This window comes from Sulfitobacter sp., from assembly GCF_039977885.1.
Taxonomy (GTDB): Bacteria; Pseudomonadota; Alphaproteobacteria; order Rhodobacterales; family Rhodobacteraceae; genus Sulfitobacter.
The window spans coordinates 76,848-97,290 of the sequence record NZ_JBDWCI010000010.1; the positions used below are offsets into that span (position 1 = coordinate 76,848).

A 20,443-nucleotide genomic window follows, 5' to 3' on the forward strand; every position below is an offset into this window, starting at 1 on the left:
TACGCAATGGCCTCAGGCATAGGCGTAGGCATTTTCAATTATTTGTGTCTCGCCCCGGCCATTCACCAACGCCACATCAAATCGCACATCAGTGAGACTTCCGCGGGGTTGTGTTGCCAGATATTCCTGCGCACTCGCGTAAATCCGGCGGACCTGTGTTCGGCTGATCCGCTGTACGGCACGCTCGAAACTGCGGCTTTGTTTGACTTCGATGAAAATGAGCCCGTCACCGTCCCGCATGATCAGGTCAATCTCGCCCCCCTTGCCGCGCCAGCGCTCATGCACCAGCTCGAAACCGCGGGATGTGTAATCCTGCGCAACGCGCCCCTCGGCAGCAAGGCCCGCGTGGTAGGCCATCGCCCCTGCATGGCTGCGCGTCTTTGGAGCTGTCATCCGTTAGTCCGCCTGTTTTGCATTCAATGCGAGTGCGGCCTGATACACCTGTCTGCGTGGCAACGCGTGGGCCTTGGCAACCAGATCCACAGCATCGCGCATTGACAGGCTGTCGAGTGCCGTTGTCAGCGCAGTGTCTAGATCATCGGAGTTAACTGTTTCTAAAGTTCCGCGATCAACAAGCACGACAATTTCGCCTTTCGGCGTGGTAGTGCTGTAATATTGCGCCAGCTCTTCCAATGTGCCGCGCCGGATTTCTTCGAACTTCTTGGTCAGCTCACGACAGACAGCCGCCGTGCGCCCAGCGCCCAGCGCGGTCTGAGCATCGCGCAACATCGCGCCAATCCGCTTGGGCGATTCGTAAAATACTAAAGTTGCACGGATATCGCGCAGACCTTCCAGCGCCCCCAGCCTTGCAGCCTTTGCATTGGGCAAAAAACCCGCAAAGTGAAATGCGTCTGTTGGCAGCCCGCCCAGCGCAAGAGCAGTCACAACCGCAGATGGCCCCGGTGCGCAAGTGACAGGCACCCCTGCTTGCGCGGCCGCGCGGCCCAATTCGAACCCGGGATCAGCAATCATTGGCATGCCGGCCTCGGAGGCATAGGCGATTGATTTCCCGTCTTTCGCCGCCGCAATCAACCGATCCACGGCACCGTCGCCCGAATGATCGTGCAGCGCGGTGACCTTACGCCCGTCCAGCGCGACACCGTGGATGTCCATCAGCTTGAGCAAGCTGCGCGTGTCTTCAGCCGCAAGCATGTCTGCACTTGCCAGCACATCAAGCGCGCGCAGCGTGATATCGCGCGCTGTGCCTATTGGGACACCCACAAAGGTAATTCCCGCTGGTAACTTCTGTTTGTGAATATTCAACGTTGGACCCGCCTCTCGGACACGATATGATCGCCGCAACGACAGCGCTGAGGACAGCCTGCACCACAGATTAGGGGAGTACTATTACCATGTTTGCCATTCTGCGCACCATCCCAAAGCCTTTGCGGATGCTTATTTTACCGATTTTCGCAATGATGCTTTCGGCCTGTGATCCAGCAGCACTGGGCAACGTGGGCGGGGCAAGCGGCCCCAAGATTGACCCCAACGCGCCTGTACCGGTGGCGCTGCTGGTTCCACGCGGCGGTTCTGCGTCTGACAATCTGCTGGCGACCAACCTCGAGAACGCGGCACGTCTGGCCATTCGGGATCTGGACGGCGTCCAGATAGATCTGCGCGTTTACGGGACAGCAGGCCAAGCCAGCACCGCTGCGACAGCAGCATCGCAAGCGGTCGCAGATGGGGCAAAAATCATCCTTGGTCCGGTATATGGCGAAGCGGCCAATGCGGCCGGCGTTGCAGTCGCGGACAGCGGCGTGAATGTCCTGTCTTTCTCCAACAACACCACAATCGCGGGCGGCAACGTTTTTGTTCTCGGGCCAACCTTTGACAATACAGCCAACCGTCTGGTGAATTACGCCAAACGGACAGGCAAAGACAAAATCGTCGTGATGCACGCCAGTGACATCGGTGGTCAGCTTGGCCGCAACGCGATCCAACGAGCGATTGCAGCAAATGGCGCAACCCTGTCAGGCTCGGTTGATTACGCGTTGAGCCAACAGGGCGTCATCGCTGCTGTGCCAAAAGTAAAAGCTTTGATCGACAGCTCCGGTGCGAACGCGTTGTTCCTGACGGCGAACTCTTCCACCGCCCTGCCCCTGTTGTCCGAACTTCTGCCAAATGCTGGTGTGCGCAATAGCAGCACCCAGTTCATCGGCCTGACACGTTGGGATGTCCCCGCCCAGACCCTCGGGTTGGCGGGTGTCCAAGGCGGCTGGTTCGCGCTCCCCGATCCAGGTTCCAGCGCAGCATTCGCACAGCGCTATAGCGCAGCCTACGGTAGCCGCCCTCTGGACATTGCCGGCCTTTCTTTTGACGGGATCGCTGCCATCGGGTCGCTGGTCAAGAACCGCAAAGGCAATGCCCTCAGCACCTCGGCCCTCACGCAAGCGGCCGGTTTCCGTGGTGCAGGGGGGATCTTCCGCCTGCTGCCAGACGGATCAAACCAACGCGGGCTGGCCGTAGCGACCATTCGCGACAAACAAGTCGTCCTGCTGGAGGCCGCACCGCAAGCCTTTGGCAGCGCTGGTTTCTGAGCCGCGCTGTGTCGGAAACACAATCACTTGCATCAGGCGCCGTTTCACAACCGCGCCTGATTACCACTGAACAAGATATTTACGATGCTGCAGCTGTTGATAAAGCGCTGCGGCAAGTCGCCCATGATACGCCCGACGATCTGCGCGCGCAGGCTGTAAAGATATTGAATGCAGCACAGGCCCGTGGCCGTGACGCGATACGTGACGCTTTTGCCGCCGCTCCTTTTGACGCGCAGGCCATGACTGCCTCCTATAGTTTTCTGACCGACGGGTTGGTCAATTCGGTGTTTCTGCTGACGATCCAGCATCTGCATCCGGCACCGGCGCAGGACCAAACCCTGAGCGTCATCGCCGTGGGCGGTTACGGGCGCGGCGAAATGGCTCCCTTCTCTGACGTAGATCTCCTCTTTCTTATTCCGTCAAAAATAACCCCGTGGGCAACCAGCGCCATTGAATCGATGCTTTATATCCTGTGGGATCTCAAGCTGAAGGTCGGCCATTCGAGCCGTACCATCCGCGACTGCATTCAGCTTGCCCAATCCGATTTCACCATCCAGACTGCGTTGCTGGAACGTCGCTGCATTTGTGGTGATGTTGCGCTGGCCGCAAAACTTGACGAGGCCTTGCAAAGCGAGCTATTTTCCGGCTCGGGCCGCGCCTTTATCGAAGCCAAACTGGCCGAACGTGACGCCCGCCACCTTAAACAGGGCCAACGCTATGTTGTTGAACCCAATGTAAAGGAAGGCAAGGGCGGCCTGCGCGACCTGCAATCGCTTTATTGGATTGCCAAATATCTATACGGGGTCAAACGCGCAGCCGAGCTGGTAGCCGCCGGTGTCTTTCGCGCCGAAGAATACGAAACCTTCCATGAGGCCGAGAATTTTCTCTGGGCCGCGCGGGGGCATTTGCACCTGCTGACAGGCCGCGCCAGCGAACAGCTCACGTTCGACATGCAGGTAAGCGTGGCCGAGGCGATGGGATATACCGACAAAGACGGCCGTCGCGCGGTCGAGGTCTTTATGCAGGTCTACTTCCGCCACGCCACCGCAGTGGGCGATCTGACGCGGATTTTCGTGACCAAACTTGAAGACATGCACGTCAAATCCGAACCTTTGCTGGAGCGTTTGTTCCGACGCAAGCCACGCGTGAAAAAGGGCTATGTTGTCACAAACAATCGCATGGTTTTTGTGGATGAGACCGAATTCCTATCCGACCCGCTCAACATCCTGCGGCTGTTCGAGGAAGCCCTGCGCACCGGATTGTTGATCCACCCCGACACCATGCGCACGGTGCAGGCCAACCTGCATCTGATCAACGATACCCTGCGCAACACGCCCGAAGCACAGCGCATCTTTCTTGATTTGCTACTTAAGCACGGCAATCCCGAACGCGCCCTGCGCCGGATGAACGAGCTTGGCGTGCTGGCCGCGTTCATCCCCGAATTCGAGCCGATTGTGGCGATGATGCAGTTCAATATGTACCACAGCTATACAGTGGACGAACATACGATCCAAACCATCGCGCATCTCGCCATGATCGAGAAGAACGAGCTGGAAGAAGAGCTGCCCGTCGCGTCTTCGATCCTCAAGAAAGGTGTGAACCGCAAGGTTCTTTATGTTGCCCTGCTGCTGCATGACATCGGCAAGGGACGGCCCGAGGATCACTCGATCCTTGGGGCGCAGATTGTGCGCAAGGTCGCGCCGCGTTTGGGCCTGAAGCAGGATGAGGTAGACACAGTTGAATGGCTGGTCCGCTATCATTTGCTGATGTCCGACATGGCACAGAAACGCGACATTGCAGACCCGCGCACCGTGCTGGATTTCGCCAAAGCCGTGCAAACGGTCAAGCGGCTGGACCTGCTGTGTGTGCTCACCGTTTGTGATATTCGCGGCGTAGGGCCGGACACATGGAACAACTGGAAGGCCGTTCTGATCCGCGCACTTTATCGCCAGACCGAGCGCGCACTTGAGACAGGGCTCGAAGACCTTACCCGCCAGAACCGTGGTGCCGAGGCAAAAAAAGCTCTGCGTGCCGCCCTGCCCGACTGGCCGAAAAAGGCCCTCAAGGAAGAAACTGCGCGCCATTACGACCCTTATTGGCAGGGGTTGCATGTGACGGCCCATGTCGCCTTTGCCGAACTGTTCCGGGATATGGAAGAGGACAAAGTGTCGATCGACCTGCATCCTGATGAAGACCGCGATGCAACACGCGCGTGCTTTGTCATGCCTGACCACCACGGCATTTTCAGCCGCCTGACCGGCGCGCTGGCGCTGGTGGGGGCGAATGTCGTCGATGCGCGTAGCTACACCACGAAAGACGGCTATGTCACAGATGCGTTCTGGCTTCAGGACAGCGAAGGCAACGCATATGAGGCATCCAAGCTACCGCGCTTGCGCACTATGATCGAAAAGACCCTGCGCGGCGAGGTGATCGCCCACAATGCGCTCAAATCCCGCGACAAGGTCAAAAAGCGCGAAAAAGCGTTTCGCGTGCCAACCCATATCACCTTCGATAATGACGGGTCGGAAATCTATACGATTATCGAGGTCGACACCCGCGACCGCCCCGGTCTGCTGCATGATCTGGCGCGCGCGCTGGCGGGGGCGAATGTCTATATCGCCAATGCAGTCATCGCGACCTATGGCGCGCAGGTCGTTGACACCTTCTACGTCAAGGACATGTTCGGGCTGAAATACTACTCGGAAAGCAAACAGCGCAGCCTTGAAAAGCGCCTGCGTGAGGCAATCGAGGAAGGTGTCGCGCGCGCGGACAATTAGGCGTTAGAAACCACGGGAACGGTGCGACACCGTGCTGTTTCCGTGGTTCATGTTCTTCATCAAGCAGGTTGTTTTTCTGTACGAACAGACCAATCTGCACCCGGCGGTATGCAACCCACAACAAAGGCTCCACCCCATGAAACCCATCCGCCTGATGTCCGGCTTTTTCACCGTCGGAGTTTGGACCCTACTCAGCCGCGTTTTGGGTTTCCTGCGCGAGGTCATGATCCTTTCATTGATCGGGCCTGGCCCGCTGATGGACGCCTTTGTTGCAGCCTTTCGACTGCCCAATATGTTTCGCCGTTTCTTTGCCGAAGGCGCATTCAACGCGGCATTTGTGCCGATGTTTTCAAAGCGTCTGGAAGGCGAAGACGGGGCCGGAGAATTTGCCCAGAACGCTTTTGCGGGGCTGTTTTTCGTCGTGACCGTGCTGACGGCGCTTGGCATGGTATTTATGCCCGCGCTGGTATGGCTCACCGCCGAGGGTTTTTCGGGCGACGGGCGGTTTGGCCTCACGGTTGACTACGGGCGTATCGCCTTTCCCTATATTCTGTTCATGTCGCTTTCTGCGCTGTTTTCCGGCATATTGAATGCCACGGGCCGCTTTGCGGTGGCTGCGGCGGCCCCTGTGTTGTTGAATATTTTTGTCATCGCCGCCCTTAGCATCGCAGCATTGACCAACAGCCCCGCGATCAACTGGTTGATCTGGGCCATTCCCGTAGCCGGCGCGGCGCAGCTCGCCCTCACGTGGAATGCCGCCGCCAAGGCCGGTTTCAAATTGCGCCTTGCCCGCCCCCGCTGGAATGCGGATATGCGTGATCTGGTGGTCATCGCATTGCCCGCCGCGCTGGCCTCTGGCGTGATGCAGATCAACCTTGTGGTGGGGCAACTTGTGGCCTCTCAATTTGAAAACGCGGTCAGCTGGCTGTTCGCTGCGGACCGTTTGTATCAGCTGCCGCTGGGCGTGGTCGGGATTGCCGTGGGGGTTGTGCTGCTTCCTGATTTATCGCGACGCCTGCGCGCAGGCGATGACGAAGGGGCAAAAGGCGCGCTGAGCCGTGCTGCCGAGATTTCGCTCGCGCTGACCATACCATCCGCGGTGGCGCTGATAGTGATCCCGCTGACACTGGTATCTGTACTGTTCGAGCGCGGGGCATCGGGCACCGATGACAGTGCAGCGATTGCAACGGCGGTGATGATTTACGGGCTCGGGCTGCCTGCGTTTGTGCTGCAAAAGATCGTGCAGCCGCTTTACTTTGCCCGTGAAGACACGCGGCGGCCTTTCTACTTTGCGATTGTTGCTATGGTCCTGAATGCCGCGCTGGCCGTTGGGCTTGCCCCTTATGTTGAATGGTTGGCACCGGCCATTGCCGCCACGGTTGCGGGGTGGGCAATGTATGGAATGCTGGCCATCGGTGCGCGACGGTTTGGCGACACAGCACGGGTCGACGACAGGTTTCGCCGCCGCATCTGGCGGATCATGGCAGCCTCATTGATCATGGGCGCTGTGGTCTGGTTCGCAAACCTGCAAATGAGCCCGCTTTTAGCCCTGCCGTGGTGGCGCGGTCTGGGGTTGGTGCTGTTGATCGTGATCGCCGCCGTCACCTATTTCGGATCGGGACAGTGGATCGGCGCATTCAAGCTGTCCGAGTTCAAAGCAGCCATGCGGCGCGGGCGCTAGCGTTGGCGCAAACGAGCAAGTATCCGCGACCATTCCCCGGGTGCCAGCAGCGCACTGAGCCCGAAACCGCAGACAAATCCCGCAAGCTCTGCCACCCAGCCGTTGCCGACAGAGGTGAACAGGCTCCAGACCAACTGGATCCCCATAAGCATCCCGATCAGCGAAAACGCCTCTAACTGGCGCCCGCCAGTCGTGCTTAGCTTGCGCCACATCACATAGCTGTAGCCGCCGATCAGCCCGTAAACAGACGGATAGGCTCCGACCAGCCATGTCGGATCATTCAAAACCAGCGCGTAAACCAGTGCGCCGCCAATCCCTGACAGCACAAACAATGCCAGCATTACAAATTGGCCCATAACCTCGGCTGCCATTTTGCCCAAGGCGAGCATCAGCACGATAGAGATCAGCGCATTGGTAAAGCTGAGGTGAATGAACGGGTAGGTGATAAAGCGCGCCAGATGTTCAGGCGGGAAATATCCCTGCGCCACCATCGCGTCGAACAAATCACCCGAAAAGCCCCAGTCGCGCACCAGCCCCAAACGCCAGCCGATCGCCTCAGGGCCACCGACCAGTCCTGCTTCACCTGCGGTCAGAGCCAGTTCAATCCCTGCCATAATCAGGAACAACACCACCACAACAAAGGGCAATTTGTTAACAGGCGGCTCGAAAACCGGATCGTGATCGTCTGACATGGGCATACCTTAGGGTGTGTTGACGGGAACCTGCGCCATGGGTAAGCCCAATACAACAGCATATCCAGCCCCAAGCGGAGCATTTCATGACCCAGACTTCCTTCACCCCCCGTGTCTTTTCCGGCATCCAGCCTTCTGGCGGGCTGACTTTGGGTAACTATCTGGGTGCGATCAAACGCTTTGTGGATATGCAGGATCAGGGCGATTTCGAGACGATCTATTGCATGGTTGACCTGCATGCGATCACAGCCAAACTATTGGACCCAGCCACTTTGCGCCACAACACGCGCGAATTGGCCGCTGGGTTTATTGCTTCGGGCATCAGCGCTGAAAAGTCGATCCTCATCAACCAGTCCCAAGTCCCGGAGCACGCACAGCTGGCGTGGATTTTCGACTGCGTCGCCCGCATGGGATGGATGGGCCGCATGACCCAGTGGAAAGATAAATCCGGCAAAAACGCCGAAGCCGCATCGCTGGGCCTCTTTGCCTATCCTGCGCTGATGGCGGCAGATATTCTGATCTACCATGCGACCCATGTGCCAGTGGGCGAAGACCAAAAGCAGCACCTTGAGCTGACCCGCGACATCGCCGCCAAGTTCAACCACGACTACGGCGTCGATTTCTTTCCCGAGGTAGAGCCGGTGATCGAAGGTGCCGCAACCCGCGTGATGAGCCTGCGGGACGGGTCCAAGAAGATGTCCAAATCCGACCCTTCTGATGCCAGCCGCATCAACATGACAGATGACGCCGACACTATCGCCAAGAAGATCCGCAAGGCCAAAACCGATCCCGAGGCGCTGCCGTCGGAGATCGAAGGCCTGAAAGACCGCCCCGAGGCGCGCAATCTGGTCAACATCTATGCCGGCCTAAGCGATCAGACCGTTGAGCAGGTTCTGGCCGAAGTCGGCGGGCAGCAATTCGGCACGTTCAAACCCGCCTTGGCCGAACTGGCCGTTGCGAAACTGGCACCCATCTCGTTCGAAATGGCGCGGCTGATGGATGACGTGAGCGAAATCGACAAATTGCTGGCCAAAGGCGCGCAACAAGCGCGTGAGATCACGGCCCCTATCTTGAAAAAAACCTATGACATCGTAGGTATGGTTGGCTAAGCGCAGCCGACCGTCCCCCGTGGACATTCATGCCCCGCTTTGCCAGTTTCACGGCAACAACAGGAGGCGCTGATGGCCACGGGATTTTTCTGGGATGAACGGACGTTCTGGCACGCAGGCGGCAACTATGCCGGGACACTGCCTTTGGGCGGGCTGGTGCAGCCGCTAGCCGCCGGAGGATTACCCGAAAGCGCCGAGACAAAGCGGCGTTTCAAGAACCTAATGGATGTGACCGGCTTGTCCGCTGCGCTCTCGATGCAAAGCGCACCTGCGGCCAGCCGCGAAGAGCTGCTGCGTGTGCATCCCCGGAGCTATCTTGATGCATTCAAGGCGGCTTCGGATGGCGGAGGTGGTGAGCTGGGTCACCACGCCCCCTTTACCCGCGATGGCTATGAGATAGCGGCGCTCTCGGCCGGTTTGGCCACGCAGGCCGTACGCGCGGTGCTCAGCGGTGAGCTGGACAATGCCTACTCCCTGTCACGCCCGCCCGGCCACCATTGCGAGCCGGACAAGCCCATGGGCTTTTGCCTGCTGGCCAATATCGCCATCGCCGTTGAGGCCGCACTTGCCGAGGGGCGCGCCACGCGGGTGGTGATCCTTGATTGGGACGTGCACCACGGCAACGGGTCCGAGGCGGCCTTCTATGACCGTGATGATGTGCTGACGATCTCGCTGCACCAAGAGGGCAATTACCCCCTTCAAACCGGCAAACTGGCTGATCGCGGGGCGGGCAAAGGCTGCGGGTTCAACCTCAATCTGCCGCTGCCTGCGGGAATGGGGCATGAAGGGTATCTGCATGCGATTGATACGGTGGTCATTCCTAAAATCACAGCCTTCAAGCCCGACCTGGTTATTGTGGCTTGTGGTTATGACTGTGCCGCCCCTGACCCGCTGGGCTCCATGCTGGCGATGGCAAAGACATTTGGCGCGATGACTGCGCGGATCAAACAAACTGCCGAAGCGCTATGCGGCGGCAAACTGGTTGTCGTGCATGAAGGCGGCTACTCCGAAACCTATGTCCCTTTCTGCGGTCATGCGGTGATGGTGGCACTCAGCGGCAGCGACATCCATGCCCCCGATCCAATGGAGGCCGCCCTGACCGCCCGCCAACCCAATCCGCGCGTTCTCGCGTTTCAAAAAGAGCTAATCGACGACATGGCCAAAACTGCGGGAGTTTAACGCAATGCCTGTACCCAACCCTCAAGCCCTAGAGTTTCTTCTCAACCGTCGTTCGCGACCAGCCAAGACGCTCAGCGGGCCGGTGCCGGACCGCGAAACGCTTATGCAGCTGCTCACCGCGGCCGCGCGCACACCGGATCACGGCAAGCTGGAACCGTGGCGGTTTATCGTGATTGATCGCGCGGCGATGGCCCCATTGGCCGAACTGGCGCAGGCACGCGGCGAGGCCCTCGCGCTGGACCCCGAACAGATCACCAAGGGCCGCGCACAATTCGATCAGGGTCATCTGGCCGTGGTTGTCGTCGAAGTACAAAAACCGTCCCCGAAAATCCCCCCACTAGAACAGACCTATTCGGCGGGAGCCGTCTGTCTTGCGCTGCTCAACGCCGCCCTTGCTGCGGGTTGGGGGGCAAATTGGCTTAGTGGTTGGGTCAGCCATGACCGTGCCTTCATGACGCAAGGTTTCGACCTTGCCGCAAATGAACGCATTGCAGGTTTCATTCATATCGGAACCGAAAGCAGCATCCCGCCCGAGCGCCCCCGACCGGATCTGGAGTCCATTACTTCATGGCTCTAGCGACAGTTTTCAAAGCCTTCGGGCTGGCACTAAGTCAGGTCGGCGATCCTCGCTTTCGCCGCGTTTTGATGCTGGGCATTGGCGGGGCGCTGGCCTTGTTGGTCGCCTTTGCATGGTGCCTGTCGTGGCTGGCCAGCGGGCTTTTCAGTGACGGTCTTTCTTTGCCCTTGATCGGCGAGGTTACTTGGCTGGACAATCTGATCAGCTGGGGCGCTGTAATTGTCGTGATGATCGCGTCGATCTTTTTGATGGTACCGGTTGCCTCGGCTGTAACATCGCTGTTTCTGGATGATGTGGCCGATGCGGTCGAGGCTGTGCATTACCCGCAACTGCCGCAGGGGCCACGGGCCTCTTGGGGGGAGGCACTGCGCGACACCTTCAGCTTTTTGGGTATCTTGTTGGTGGTAAACCTGTTTGCGCTGATCCTTTACGTGATCTTTGCGCCTTTTGCCCTGTTCATCTTTTGGGCCGTGAACGGGTTTCTACTGGGGCGGGAATACTACACCCTTGCCGCTATGCGCCGTGTCGGGCGTGCCCGCGCCAAACAGTTGTGGCGCAAGAATTTCCTCACGATCTGGATCGCAGGCACCTTTATGGCACTGCCGCTTTCGGTCCCATTACTGAACCTCGTTATCCCCATTATGGGGGCCGCGACGTTTACCCATCTGTTCCAGATGCTGCCACAGGCGCCCCGCGACCAAACCAGTCCTCCAGATTATCCACGGTAATCACACCCGACAGAATAATCGCAACAAACAGACCCCAGATGACAAAAGCGATCAGCGTGCACCACAGTGCTTTTCTTTTGAGGTGGTGATGTTCCGGTGCGCCCGCATGGGTGCCCGGCACTACATCTTTCAGGTCACCTTGCGTCTGCACGCGGATCGGTAAGATGATCAAAAACAGCATGAACCAAACGATGGCATAAAGAACAATAGCGGAAACAGGACCCATGGCTCAAACCTGCTCCAGCTCGACCAGAGCCCCGTTGAAATCTTTGGGATGCAGGAAAATCACAGGCTTTCCATGGGCACCGATCTTGGGTTCTCCGCTGCCCAACACGCGGGCTCCGGTGGTTTTGAGGTGATCACGCGCGGCGATGATGTCATCCACTTCATAGCAGATATGGTGGATGCCGCCCGCGGGATTTTTGTCGAGAAACCCCTGAATAGGGGAATCCTCGCCAAGCGGATAAAGCAGTTCGATCTTGGTGTTGGGCAGTTCAATGAAAATGACCGTCACGCCATGGTCGGGCTCATCCTGGGGCGCACCGACATTCGCACCCAGCGCATTGCGGTATTGATCCGCCGCCGCCTCAAGGTCCGGTACAGCGATAGCCACGTGGTTCAGGCGTCCGATCATAGAACTATTCCTTGTGTTAACCTGCGCACCGTTATGAGCCGCAATTGGCCAAGGCGCAATGCGACGCGTTAACGCTCCATTAGTGACGACTGCGTAACGTCGGGTAGAGTTTTAAGGAATCGGAGAGCACCATGGACACCAACGACCCGTTCGCCACCAACTATCCGGCACCAACCGCCACACGCCCCCTGTTGGGCCTGACGGTTCTTGTGGTCGAGGATAGCCGATATGCCTGCGAGGCCATGCGCCTGCTTTGTCTACGCTCTGGTGCGCGGATCAGGCGGGCCGATTGCATCCGCTCTGCACGGCGGCATTTACAGGTCTATCGCCCCTCCGTCGTGGTCGTGGATATGGGGCTGCCTGACGGCAATGGTGCTGACCTGATTACAGAGCTTGCGCAGGTCGATAACGAACCAAGCGTGGTTCTGGCGACCTCAGGTGATGACATGCTCGAGGCCGAAGCCCTCGCGGCGGGAGCACAGGGCTTTTTGAGTAAGCCGATCACCTCACTGGCCATTTTCCAACAATTGATCCTATCGAACCTACCTGCGGATCGTCGGCCACCCGGGCTACGTACAGTTGTGGATGAACAGGTATCTCCAGACGAAATCGCCTATCATGACGACATAAACTATGCTGCCGATTTGCTGGAGGGTGCGCCCAACGATCAAGTGCTCGACTATATCGCGCAGTTTTTAGAAGGTGTCGCGCGGTCGGTTGACGATACCCACATGGAAAATGCTGCACGTGCCCTCGCAGGACGACGGGCGGCTGGGCTTACAGCAGCATCCGAAACGGCACAGATCGCGGGGCTTATCCAAGAACGCCTGGCCACAAAGATGGCCATTTAACACGGGTAGCTGCCTAGCTGCTATGAGGCAGGGCGGGGTCATGGGCCACGCGAACCAATCGCGTCATGTCGCCCAGCCTTTCGCGCTGTTGACCATCAGAGTCAAAATTTGATGGGGATAGCCACGCGGAAAACGCCTCTTTTAACGCCGGCCATTCCGCATCAATTACAGCAAACCATGCTGTGTCACGGTTGCGCCCTTTGACGACTGCAGCCTGCCGGAACACCCCTTCAAAACTAAACCCCAGCCGCTGCGCCGCACGGCGCGATGCTATATTCAGCGCATTACACTTCCATTCATACCGACGATACCCGGCCTCGAACGCCCAGGCCATCATCAGATACATCGCCTCTGTCGCGGCGGGCGTGCGCTGCAGCGCGGGGCTAAAACTAATATAGCCCACCTCAATCGAGCCCGCCTCGGGGGTGATGCGCAAGTAACTTGCGACACCTTCCCAATTGCCGGTCTGAAGGTTTTTGATCGCATAGAACACCGGATCTTCGCGGCCTTCGTTGTCACGCACCCAGCGGTGGTATTGCGCGGCTGAGGAAAACGGACCAACGGGCATATAATCCCAAACCGCATCATGCCCCGCGAAAGCACGGTAAAGCAGCGCGGCATGTTGTTCAGCATTCAGCCGCTCAAGCCGGGCAAACCGCCCCTGTAAATCTACAGCATCCGGGCGCACTGGCGCGGCCCAGTCATGCACTATGGTCCCCAACGGGGCATTTTGATCTTGGTCTATGTTCATAACAAAAATGATAGGCTGCATTTCGCTCAAGGCCAAGCTGTGAAAGCCACAGCGCCGATAGATAAAATGCAACGTAAACCGTAGCAAAACTCCCCAAGTCATGCCTCAATTGATCGCTAATCTGGGCGGCGAATACACTAGACAGGACAGCCGCCATGACAGACCTTCTTCGCCACTTTTGTCAGGAGACATCGGGGGCCGTTACCGTTGATTGGATTGTGCTGACCGCAGCCATAGTGGGGCTCAGCATCGCAGCGGCAGCGGGAATTCAAAGCGGCGCGGTTTCGCTTGGTAATAACGTGGGCACATTTTTAACTACCGATGAGGTGTTTCTCCAAAACCAGTAACCCCTACCCACAAAAGAAAAGCGCCGCAGATTGCTGCGGCGCTTTATGTTTAATCCTGCGGGATAACGCGCAGGCCCAGCTCCATCAATTGATCCGGCATCGGATCATTGGGCGCGTTCATCATCAAATCTTCGGCCCGCTGGTTCATCGGGAACAGGATCACTTCGCGGATATTGCTCTCTTCCGCCAGCAACATCACAATCCGGTCGATGCCCGCAGCACAACCACCGTGGGGCGGCGCGCCGTATTGGAAGGCGTTAACCATGCCGCCAAAACGCTTGCGCACTTCGTCTTCGCCGTAGCCTGCAATCTCGAAGGCTTTGAACATGATCTCGGGGCGGTGGTTCCGGATCGCGCCCGATACCAGCTCATAGCCGTTACAGGCCAGATCGTACTGATAGCCCAGCACCTCAAGCGGGTCGCCTTCAAGAGCGGCCATGCCGCCTTGGGGCATCGAGAACGGGTTGTGTTCGAAGTCGATCTTGCCGCTTTCCTCGTCTTTTTCATAGATCGGGAAATCCACGATCCACGCAAAGGCAAAGCGATCCATATCGGTCAGGCCCAGCTCTTCGCCGATGACGTTACGCGCACGGCCTGCAACGGCTTCAAACGCTTTGGGCTTGCCGCCAAGGAAGAAGGCCGCATCACCGACACCTAGGCCAAGCTGTTGGCGAATGGCTTCGGTACGTTCTGGCCCGATATTCTTGGCCAGCGGGCCAGCCGCCTCCATGCCTTCGCCCTGATCGCGCCAGAAGATATAGCCCATGCCGGGCAGCCCTTCTTTTTGTGCAAATGCATTCATACGGTCGCAGAACTTGCGGCTACCGCCTTTGGGGGCGGGAATTGCGCGGATTTCAGTGCCTTCTTGCTCCAGCAGCTTGGCAAAGATCGCAAAACCGGAGCCCTCGAAATGCTCGGACACAACCTGCATCTTGATCGGGTTGCGCAGGTCGGGTTTATCCGAGCCGTACCAAAGCGCCGCATCCTTATAGGAAATCTGCGGCCATTCTTGATCAACAGCTTTGCCGCCGCCGAATTCTTCGAAAATGCCGGTCAGAACGGGCTGGATCGTGTCAAAGACATCCTGCTGTTCGACAAACGACATCTCGAGGTCGAGCTGGTAGAAGTCAGTTGGCGAGCGGTCGGCGCGCGGGTCCTCGTCGCGGAAACAGGGCGCGATCTGGAAATACTTGTCAAAGCCCGACACCATCAACAGCTGCTTGAACTGCTGAGGAGCTTGGGGCAGCGCATAGAACTTGCCCGGATGCAGGCGCGAAGGCACCAAAAAGTCACGCGCGCCTTCAGGGCTGGAGGCGGTGATGATCGGCGTTTGGAATTCTTTGAACGACTGATCCCACATCCGCTTGCGGATCGAGCTGACCACATCGGAACGCAGCACCATGTTACGCTGCATTTTTTCGCGGCGCAGATCGAGATAACGATACCGCAGGCGGGTTTCTTCGGGGTATTCCTGTTCACCGAAAACCTGCAACGGCAGGTCGCCATTCACGCGGCCCAGAACTTCGATGTCGCGGATGAACACTTCGATCTCGCCAGTGGGGATCTTGCTGTTGACCAGATCGTCTGCGCGGGCCTTTACCTCGCCATCGATGCGGATACACCATTCCGAGCGGACCTTTTCCACATCGGCAAATGCTGCGGAATCGGGATCGCAGATCAGCTGCGTCATGCCGTAATGATCCCGCAAGTCGATAAACAACACGCCGCCGTGGTCGCGCACACGGTGCACCCACCCCGACAAACGGACATTATCCCCTACATTTTTGGCGTTAAGATCAGCGCAGGTCTGGCTTCGGTAAGCGTGCATGACGGTCCCTTTCATTTCGGCCCTTCTTCTACCCCAATTGATCCGAACAGCAAGTGTCATTGACTGAGAACGTCGTGGTATTACCTCAATACAAGCAGGAATCAGTGCCCTATTGCCACTGATGCTTCCATCATCCCCCATTGCGGGCAGGCCAGATACAACTTGCCAGCAAAACCGACGGAGAACCAGATGACGCCGAACACGCGACTACAGCTGTGTATAAAAGCGTTTGTTCGGACGAACTTTGGCCTATGGGGTACGATACGTCTCCACCGCTCAGCTATTGGTGCAGACCTTTTGCGGGCCCCCTTGAATGTGTTTCTGGCCCCTGTCCTACTCATCGTGCGATTGCTTGCGCTATTGGCCAAACGTCTCGGGCTGGCAAAGACCTCTCTTTGGCTGTCCCGGCGCAAAATTCTGCTGCAAACCAATGCATCGCGGCAAGTTGCCCAACGCGTTACGGATTTTATCTATGGTCTGGAAGGGGCAGGATTGGGCGTGCGCGCGCCGCGTGATGCCATTGCCCATGAAGTCGCCGAATACACAGATGTGCGCAACGCGGTTGCGGAGATTACCACATCCCTCTGCCTTTTGATCGCCGGCTATTTCATATTTCACAGACCCACACCGGGCCTGTTTTCCCTTATTGGCCCCGTCGCCGAACGGCGCGCCCATTCCCTAGCTGTCGAGCAATTCCCCTTCGGGCAGGGGTTGGGATTGGCCTATTATGCAGTATTCTCGCCCGGCCTTGATACATGGCAGGTCGTGATCACGGGCATTGCGCTGGCATTGGTTCTATCTGTGGTGACCACATTTGCCGGTTTGATTGCAGATCCCTTGCAGGTGTTAACCGGTACGCATCGGCGCAGGCTGTCCCGCCTGCTTGAACGCCTGAATACAGATGATGCACATAGCGGCGGCCTTGCGCGCGAACATGTCACCGCACGGCTGGGCGACCTGAGCGATTTGGCGCTTAATCTATGGCGTTTTCTGCGCGGATAACCCCGCCCCGTACGCGCCGATTAAATCCCTGTGCATCCCGTTATCTGCTTTCACACGGTCGCCTGACGCATTAGGCATGCCTATCCACTACCAGCAGGACCTGTCATGGCGCAAAAATCCACGATCTACAAAGTTGAGCTTTCTGTGTCCGATATGGACCGGCACTATTACGAAACACATAAGTTGACCGTGGCCAAACACCCGTCAGAAACAGATGAGCGGTTGATGGTGCGCCTGATCGCCTTTGCCCTGAATGCAAACGAGCAGTTGGAGCTGACAAAAGGTCTGTCGACGGATGACGAGCCGGACATCTGGCAAAAAAGCCTGAGTGACGAGCTCGAGCTATGGATTGCGCTGGGGCTGCCCAGCGAAAAGATAATACGCCAGTCCTGTAGCAAGGCGCATAAAGTCATCATTTATTGCTATGGCGGCAGAACCGCCGAAGTCTGGTGGGACAAGATTAAAAACAGCACCACCCGTTTTGATAATCTCAGCGTGGTCAACCTGTCAGAACAAGACACCGACGCATTGGCCAAATTGGCGAACCGTTCGATGAAGATTCAGGTCAACATTCAAGACGGCGAAGTCATGGTGAGTCTGGATGAAAGCATGATCTACATCACACCCGTGACGCTAAAAGAGGCGGGTTCCTGACGACTATCCGTCAGATGCGCATGCGCGGCACATCCGCCGGATCAAGCCGTAATTCAATCAAATAGGGGCCCTTGCGGTCCTCAAGTGCCTCCAGCGCCGTCTCGAGCTCTGCGTTGGAGCGCACCTCAAGGCCGTCGCCACCAAGAGATTTCGCAATAGCAGCAAAGGACGGCCATTCGAATTCAGCCAACGTAGGGTCCATCTTACGGTCAAGAAACTGGATATGCTCGGCTCCGTAGGCGGAATCGTTGGCGATTATCACAATCAGATCTAGGCCCAGACGCACAGCGGTGTTGAATTCGTTTATGCCGCCCATCATGAAGCCGCCATCACCGCTAAATAGCACGACAGGTCGTTCCGGCGCGGCAACGCCTGCGCCTATGGCTTCTTGCAGGCCCAGACCGATGGCACCGAAATTCACAGTGCTGACAAAACTGCGCGGCCCGTCAACCGAAAGGCGGCACCAGACTTCGGTCATAAAACGCCCCCCATCGGTGACCAATATACGATCATCCGGCAGCGCGGCCTCCAGCCGCTCCAGCGCCTGGACGTAGTTGATCACGCCCTCCGCCGCCTTCCCTGAACCGGGCGCATGGGCGGTAAGCGTTGCAATATCCAGATCACGGGTGAACCCGCTTGAGGGCACTTCGGCTTCGTCAAGCCAGAACAATATCGTCTCGGCGGCGGCCCCTGCATCAGCGACCAATGCCGCATCGGGATGCAAACCGCCTCCGATTGCGGTTGGATCAGTGTCGATTTGCACCACTCGCTTGTCCTTCATCAACTTGCCACGGTCTGTCGTGAAATCATGCAACGCAGTGCCGAAACAAATGATGCAATCGGATTGCGCGATCAGATCATAGGCCGCTGGCGTCGATAGCGTGCCGAAAATATCAATGTTGAAAGGGTGATTCTTAAACAGCCCCTTTGCCTGTAGCGTTGTCGCCAACGGTGCCTCCAACCGGTCAGCCAGCCGCACCAGCACATCACGCGCCGCGACCGCACCACCACCCGCCAGAATCAGCGGCCGCCGCGCCGAGGCAATCATCCCGATCGCGTTATCCAGAACATCGCCTTCGGCCACCCCGCCCGGCTTGATGAACACATCCAGCACGCGGCAGGCATACGGTGCCTCTTGCCACATAAAATCGGCGGGCATGTTAAGAACGATCGGGCGACGCTCGGTCTGGGCGCGGTAGAAGGCGCGCGCGACATCCTCTCCGGCGGTGGCAGGCGCGCGAAGCTGTTCGAACCCCGCGCCGGTCACCTTCACCACCTCGCGCTGATCAATGCTTTGCAAATGACGCGGATTGTCGGCAGGGGTATCGCCCGCCAAAACCACCATCGGCATACGACCACGGGCGGCTTCGGTTAACGCAGTAACACAATTGGCCAACGCCGGGCCATGCGTCACCGTGGCCACACCCACCTTACCTGATACATGGGCATAGGCAGACGCCATCAAGATCGAACTGCCCTCATGCGCCGCCGGAATGAATTGCCCGCCGAATTCCTGCACATAACTTGCCACCATGAACAGGTTGGCATCCCCCATCAGCCCGAACATCGTCGTGGCCTCGTGGTCTTTGAGGGCGCGGGCGATGGACTGATAGACATGTGCAGCGTTGTTCATTGGGATCACTTTTCAGGCAAATCTGTGCCGGCATAGGCAGCTTGGAGCAAAAATAACCCATGCAACTCAAGATATGCCTTCTGAATTCCTAGAATTTGACCCAGTATAGAAAGATTAAACCTTGATTCAGCCGTTCGGAGGTTAATCTTTGCTCGATACGTTCGAAAAGCTAATTCTGAAAGTGCTCCAGCGCGACGGGCGTGCAAGCACGCAAACCCTGTCAGAGGCGGTTGGCCTGTCGCCCTCGCCCTGCTGGCGGCGCGTCAAACGTCTGGAGGATGACGGATACATCACCCGCTATGCAGCGATTGTGGATGGGAAAAAGCTTGGCCTAAACGCGCTTGCACATGTGCAGGTATCTTTGGTGGATCACCAACCCGCGTCGATCGAGAAATTTCACAACTTTGTCGACCTGAACGAACAAGTCCTCGAATGTGCGACCATTACCGGCGAATTCGACTATATCCTCAAGGTCGCGGCAACCGATCCTGAAAAGCTTGAACAATTCATCATGCATAAACTGCTTGGCCTCGGGATTGTCAGGACAACAACCACGCTCTTCATCTTGCGGCAAATGAAAGTCTCTGGCGCGCTACCGCTCGACGTTTGAGCCGTCACTGACCAAAGCAGCACATCAAACAACCGGTTGGGTTCCCGATCCCCGCGCGCGTTGAATCAGCGCATGCAGCGGAACTGTTTGCCTGAGTCGTCTGTTGGGTCATCAAAGGAGATACGCCATGACAGATTTCACATCTGGTCCGATCACCCAGATCAAAACAGATACACCGCGGGTTCATGCCTTTCGCGTCGAGGGGCATATAGATGACAATGCCTCCGAAGCCCTCGCGAAACATATGAACGCGGTGTTTGATCGCTATGACAGGGTGAACATGCTGCTTGATCTGACCGAATTCACCCGCTCTGATTGGGACGCCATGCTGAACCGCAGTGTTTTAACGTCACGCTTGCGCGCACTGACCCACGTGACGCGCTACGCGATCATCGGGCCGCCGGAACGCGGGAAAAAGCTGATCGACATGATGGATAAGGTCATTCCAGTTAAGGCCAAAGCCTTCAAGGCCTCAGAAATGTCCGCGGCTTGGGAGTTTGTCGGTGCGCATCCAAAGCGCCCTGCACGCGGAAATTAAACACTCTCCGACACCTAGACACCAACGAAGTAAAGGAAACACCATGCCCGCCATTTCAGAAGGCGATCATGTTAAATGGTCTTGGGGTAACGGACATGCCAAAGGCACGGTTCAGTCCACTTTCACCCAGAAAATCACCCGTAAAATCAAAGGATCCGAAGTGACCCGCAATGGTACCAAGGACGATCCGGCCCTCTACATCAAACAATCAGACGGGGATGCGGTGCTCAAACTCGCCTCGGAAGTAGAGCGCACATGACCTGTGCCTGCTAACGGGCGGATGCCCCGTTGCATGATGGCTGTCTCCCCTCCGGA

The 20,443-nt window shown here is 57.6% G+C and carries 22 protein-coding genes; 14 read left to right on the top strand and 8 right to left on the bottom strand.

Annotated elements, in window-relative coordinates; translation table 11 throughout:
• Positions 1-12 precede the first annotated feature (12 nt).
• Positions 13-393, bottom strand: coding sequence for a YraN family protein (locus ABJM03_RS08010; protein WP_348416884.1), 381 nt, complete (start codon positions 391-393; stop codon positions 13-15).
• A gap of 3 nt (positions 394-396) precedes the next feature.
• Complete coding sequence (rsmI, locus tag ABJM03_RS08015) at positions 397-1,263, bottom strand: 16S rRNA (cytidine(1402)-2'-O)-methyltransferase (protein ID WP_348416885.1); 867 nt, start codon at positions 1,261-1,263, stop codon at positions 397-399.
• Positions 1,264-1,352: 89 nt separating this feature from the next.
• On the opposite strand from rsmI, the gene ABJM03_RS08020 reads away from it, so the two are divergent.
• From ABJM03_RS08020 to murJ, 3 genes are all read left to right on the top strand, one after another.
• Positions 1,353-2,537 carry a penicillin-binding protein activator gene (locus ABJM03_RS08020; protein WP_348416886.1) on the top strand — a complete coding sequence of 395 codons (1,185 nt, stop codon included), beginning with the start codon at positions 1,353-1,355 and terminating at the stop codon, positions 2,535-2,537.
• 8 nt (positions 2,538-2,545) lie between these two features.
• Positions 2,546-5,314 carry a [protein-PII] uridylyltransferase gene (locus ABJM03_RS08025; protein ID WP_348416887.1) on the top strand — a complete coding sequence of 923 codons (2,769 nt, stop codon included), beginning with the start codon at positions 2,546-2,548 and terminating at the stop codon, positions 5,312-5,314.
• Positions 5,315-5,450: 136 nt separating this feature from the next.
• Complete coding sequence (murJ, locus tag ABJM03_RS08030) at positions 5,451-6,995, top strand: murein biosynthesis integral membrane protein MurJ (protein ID WP_348416888.1); 1,545 nt, start codon at positions 5,451-5,453, stop codon at positions 6,993-6,995.
• Here the strand turns inward: murJ and ABJM03_RS08035 are convergent.
• On the bottom strand, positions 6,992-7,687 hold the full coding sequence (locus ABJM03_RS08035; RefSeq protein ID WP_348416889.1) for a rhomboid family intramembrane serine protease: 696 nt from the start codon (positions 7,685-7,687) through the stop codon (positions 6,992-6,994). The genes murJ and ABJM03_RS08035 overlap by 4 nt on opposite strands.
• A gap of 86 nt (positions 7,688-7,773) precedes the next feature.
• Here ABJM03_RS08035 and trpS point away from each other — a divergent pair, with 86 nt between their 5' ends.
• The 4 genes from trpS to ABJM03_RS08055 all read left to right on the top strand — a co-directional run bounded on the left by trpS (position 7,774) and on the right by ABJM03_RS08055 (position 11,280).
• Positions 7,774-8,796: a tryptophan--tRNA ligase gene (trpS, locus tag ABJM03_RS08040; RefSeq protein ID WP_348416890.1), complete on the top strand. Its 1,023-nt coding sequence runs from the start codon at positions 7,774-7,776 to the stop codon at positions 8,794-8,796.
• 72 nt (positions 8,797-8,868) lie between these two features.
• A complete protein-coding gene (locus ABJM03_RS08045; RefSeq protein ID WP_348416891.1) occupies positions 8,869-9,975 on the top strand; it encodes a class II histone deacetylase in 1,107 nt (368 codons plus the stop codon).
• A gap of 4 nt (positions 9,976-9,979) precedes the next feature.
• Positions 9,980-10,552 (top strand): nitroreductase, encoded by a 573-nt coding sequence (locus ABJM03_RS08050; RefSeq protein WP_348416892.1) that lies wholly within the window; start codon positions 9,980-9,982, stop codon positions 10,550-10,552.
• Positions 10,543-11,280 (top strand): EI24 domain-containing protein, encoded by a 738-nt coding sequence (locus ABJM03_RS08055; RefSeq protein ID WP_348416893.1) that lies wholly within the window; start codon positions 10,543-10,545, stop codon positions 11,278-11,280. Before ABJM03_RS08050 ends, ABJM03_RS08055 begins: the two co-directional genes overlap by 10 nt.
• Here the strand turns inward: ABJM03_RS08055 and ABJM03_RS08060 are convergent.
• Positions 11,210-11,506, bottom strand: coding sequence for a DUF1467 family protein (locus tag ABJM03_RS08060; protein WP_348416894.1), 297 nt, complete (start codon positions 11,504-11,506; stop codon positions 11,210-11,212). The genes ABJM03_RS08055 and ABJM03_RS08060 overlap by 71 nt on opposite strands.
• A gap of 3 nt (positions 11,507-11,509) precedes the next feature.
• Positions 11,510-11,914, bottom strand: a complete 405-nt coding sequence (mce, locus tag ABJM03_RS08065; protein WP_348416895.1) for a methylmalonyl-CoA epimerase — start codon at positions 11,912-11,914, stop codon at positions 11,510-11,512.
• A gap of 131 nt (positions 11,915-12,045) precedes the next feature.
• Between mce and ABJM03_RS08070 the strand changes: the two genes are divergently transcribed.
• Complete coding sequence (locus ABJM03_RS08070) at positions 12,046-12,765, top strand: response regulator (protein ID WP_348416896.1); 720 nt, start codon at positions 12,046-12,048, stop codon at positions 12,763-12,765.
• Between the two features lie 13 nt (positions 12,766-12,778).
• Here ABJM03_RS08070 and ABJM03_RS08075 read toward each other — a convergent pair whose 3' ends face one another.
• Entirely contained in the window at positions 12,779-13,516 is a 738-nt protein-coding gene (locus ABJM03_RS08075; protein ID WP_348416897.1) for a GNAT family protein, read from the bottom strand.
• A gap of 155 nt (positions 13,517-13,671) precedes the next feature.
• On the opposite strand from ABJM03_RS08075, the gene ABJM03_RS08080 reads away from it, so the two are divergent.
• A complete protein-coding gene (locus ABJM03_RS08080; protein WP_348416898.1) occupies positions 13,672-13,863 on the top strand; it encodes a hypothetical protein in 192 nt (63 codons plus the stop codon).
• A gap of 49 nt (positions 13,864-13,912) precedes the next feature.
• On the opposite strand, the gene aspS is transcribed toward ABJM03_RS08080, so the two are convergent.
• Positions 13,913-15,691, bottom strand: coding sequence for an aspartate--tRNA ligase (gene aspS / locus ABJM03_RS08085; protein WP_348416899.1), 1,779 nt, complete (start codon positions 15,689-15,691; stop codon positions 13,913-13,915).
• Positions 15,692-15,880: 189 nt separating this feature from the next.
• On the opposite strand from aspS, the gene ABJM03_RS08090 reads away from it, so the two are divergent.
• Positions 15,881-16,693: a DUF6635 family protein gene (locus ABJM03_RS08090; RefSeq protein ID WP_348416900.1), complete on the top strand. Its 813-nt coding sequence runs from the start codon at positions 15,881-15,883 to the stop codon at positions 16,691-16,693.
• 105 nt (positions 16,694-16,798) lie between these two features.
• Positions 16,799-17,347 (top strand): YaeQ family protein, encoded by a 549-nt coding sequence (locus ABJM03_RS08095; RefSeq protein ID WP_348416901.1) that lies wholly within the window; start codon positions 16,799-16,801, stop codon positions 17,345-17,347.
• A 10-nt stretch (positions 17,348-17,357) separates the two neighbouring features.
• Here the strand turns inward: ABJM03_RS08095 and ABJM03_RS08100 are convergent, their stop codons facing one another.
• Positions 17,358-18,980, bottom strand: a complete 1,623-nt coding sequence (locus ABJM03_RS08100; RefSeq protein ID WP_348416902.1) for a thiamine pyrophosphate-binding protein — start codon at positions 18,978-18,980, stop codon at positions 17,358-17,360.
• A 148-nt stretch (positions 18,981-19,128) separates the two neighbouring features.
• Between ABJM03_RS08100 and ABJM03_RS08105 the strand changes: the two genes are divergently transcribed.
• The 3 genes from ABJM03_RS08105 to ABJM03_RS08115 all read left to right on the top strand — a co-directional run bounded on the left by ABJM03_RS08105 (position 19,129) and on the right by ABJM03_RS08115 (position 20,387).
• Positions 19,129-19,590 carry an Lrp/AsnC family transcriptional regulator gene (locus tag ABJM03_RS08105; RefSeq protein ID WP_348416903.1) on the top strand — a complete coding sequence of 154 codons (462 nt, stop codon included), beginning with the start codon at positions 19,129-19,131 and terminating at the stop codon, positions 19,588-19,590.
• Positions 19,591-19,717: 127 nt separating this feature from the next.
• Complete coding sequence (locus tag ABJM03_RS08110) at positions 19,718-20,128, top strand: STAS/SEC14 domain-containing protein (RefSeq protein WP_348416904.1); 411 nt, start codon at positions 19,718-19,720, stop codon at positions 20,126-20,128.
• Positions 20,129-20,171: 43 nt separating this feature from the next.
• Entirely contained in the window at positions 20,172-20,387 is a 216-nt protein-coding gene (locus ABJM03_RS08115; RefSeq protein ID WP_348416905.1) for a DUF2945 domain-containing protein, read from the top strand.
• Positions 20,388-20,443: the final 56 nt, after the last annotated feature.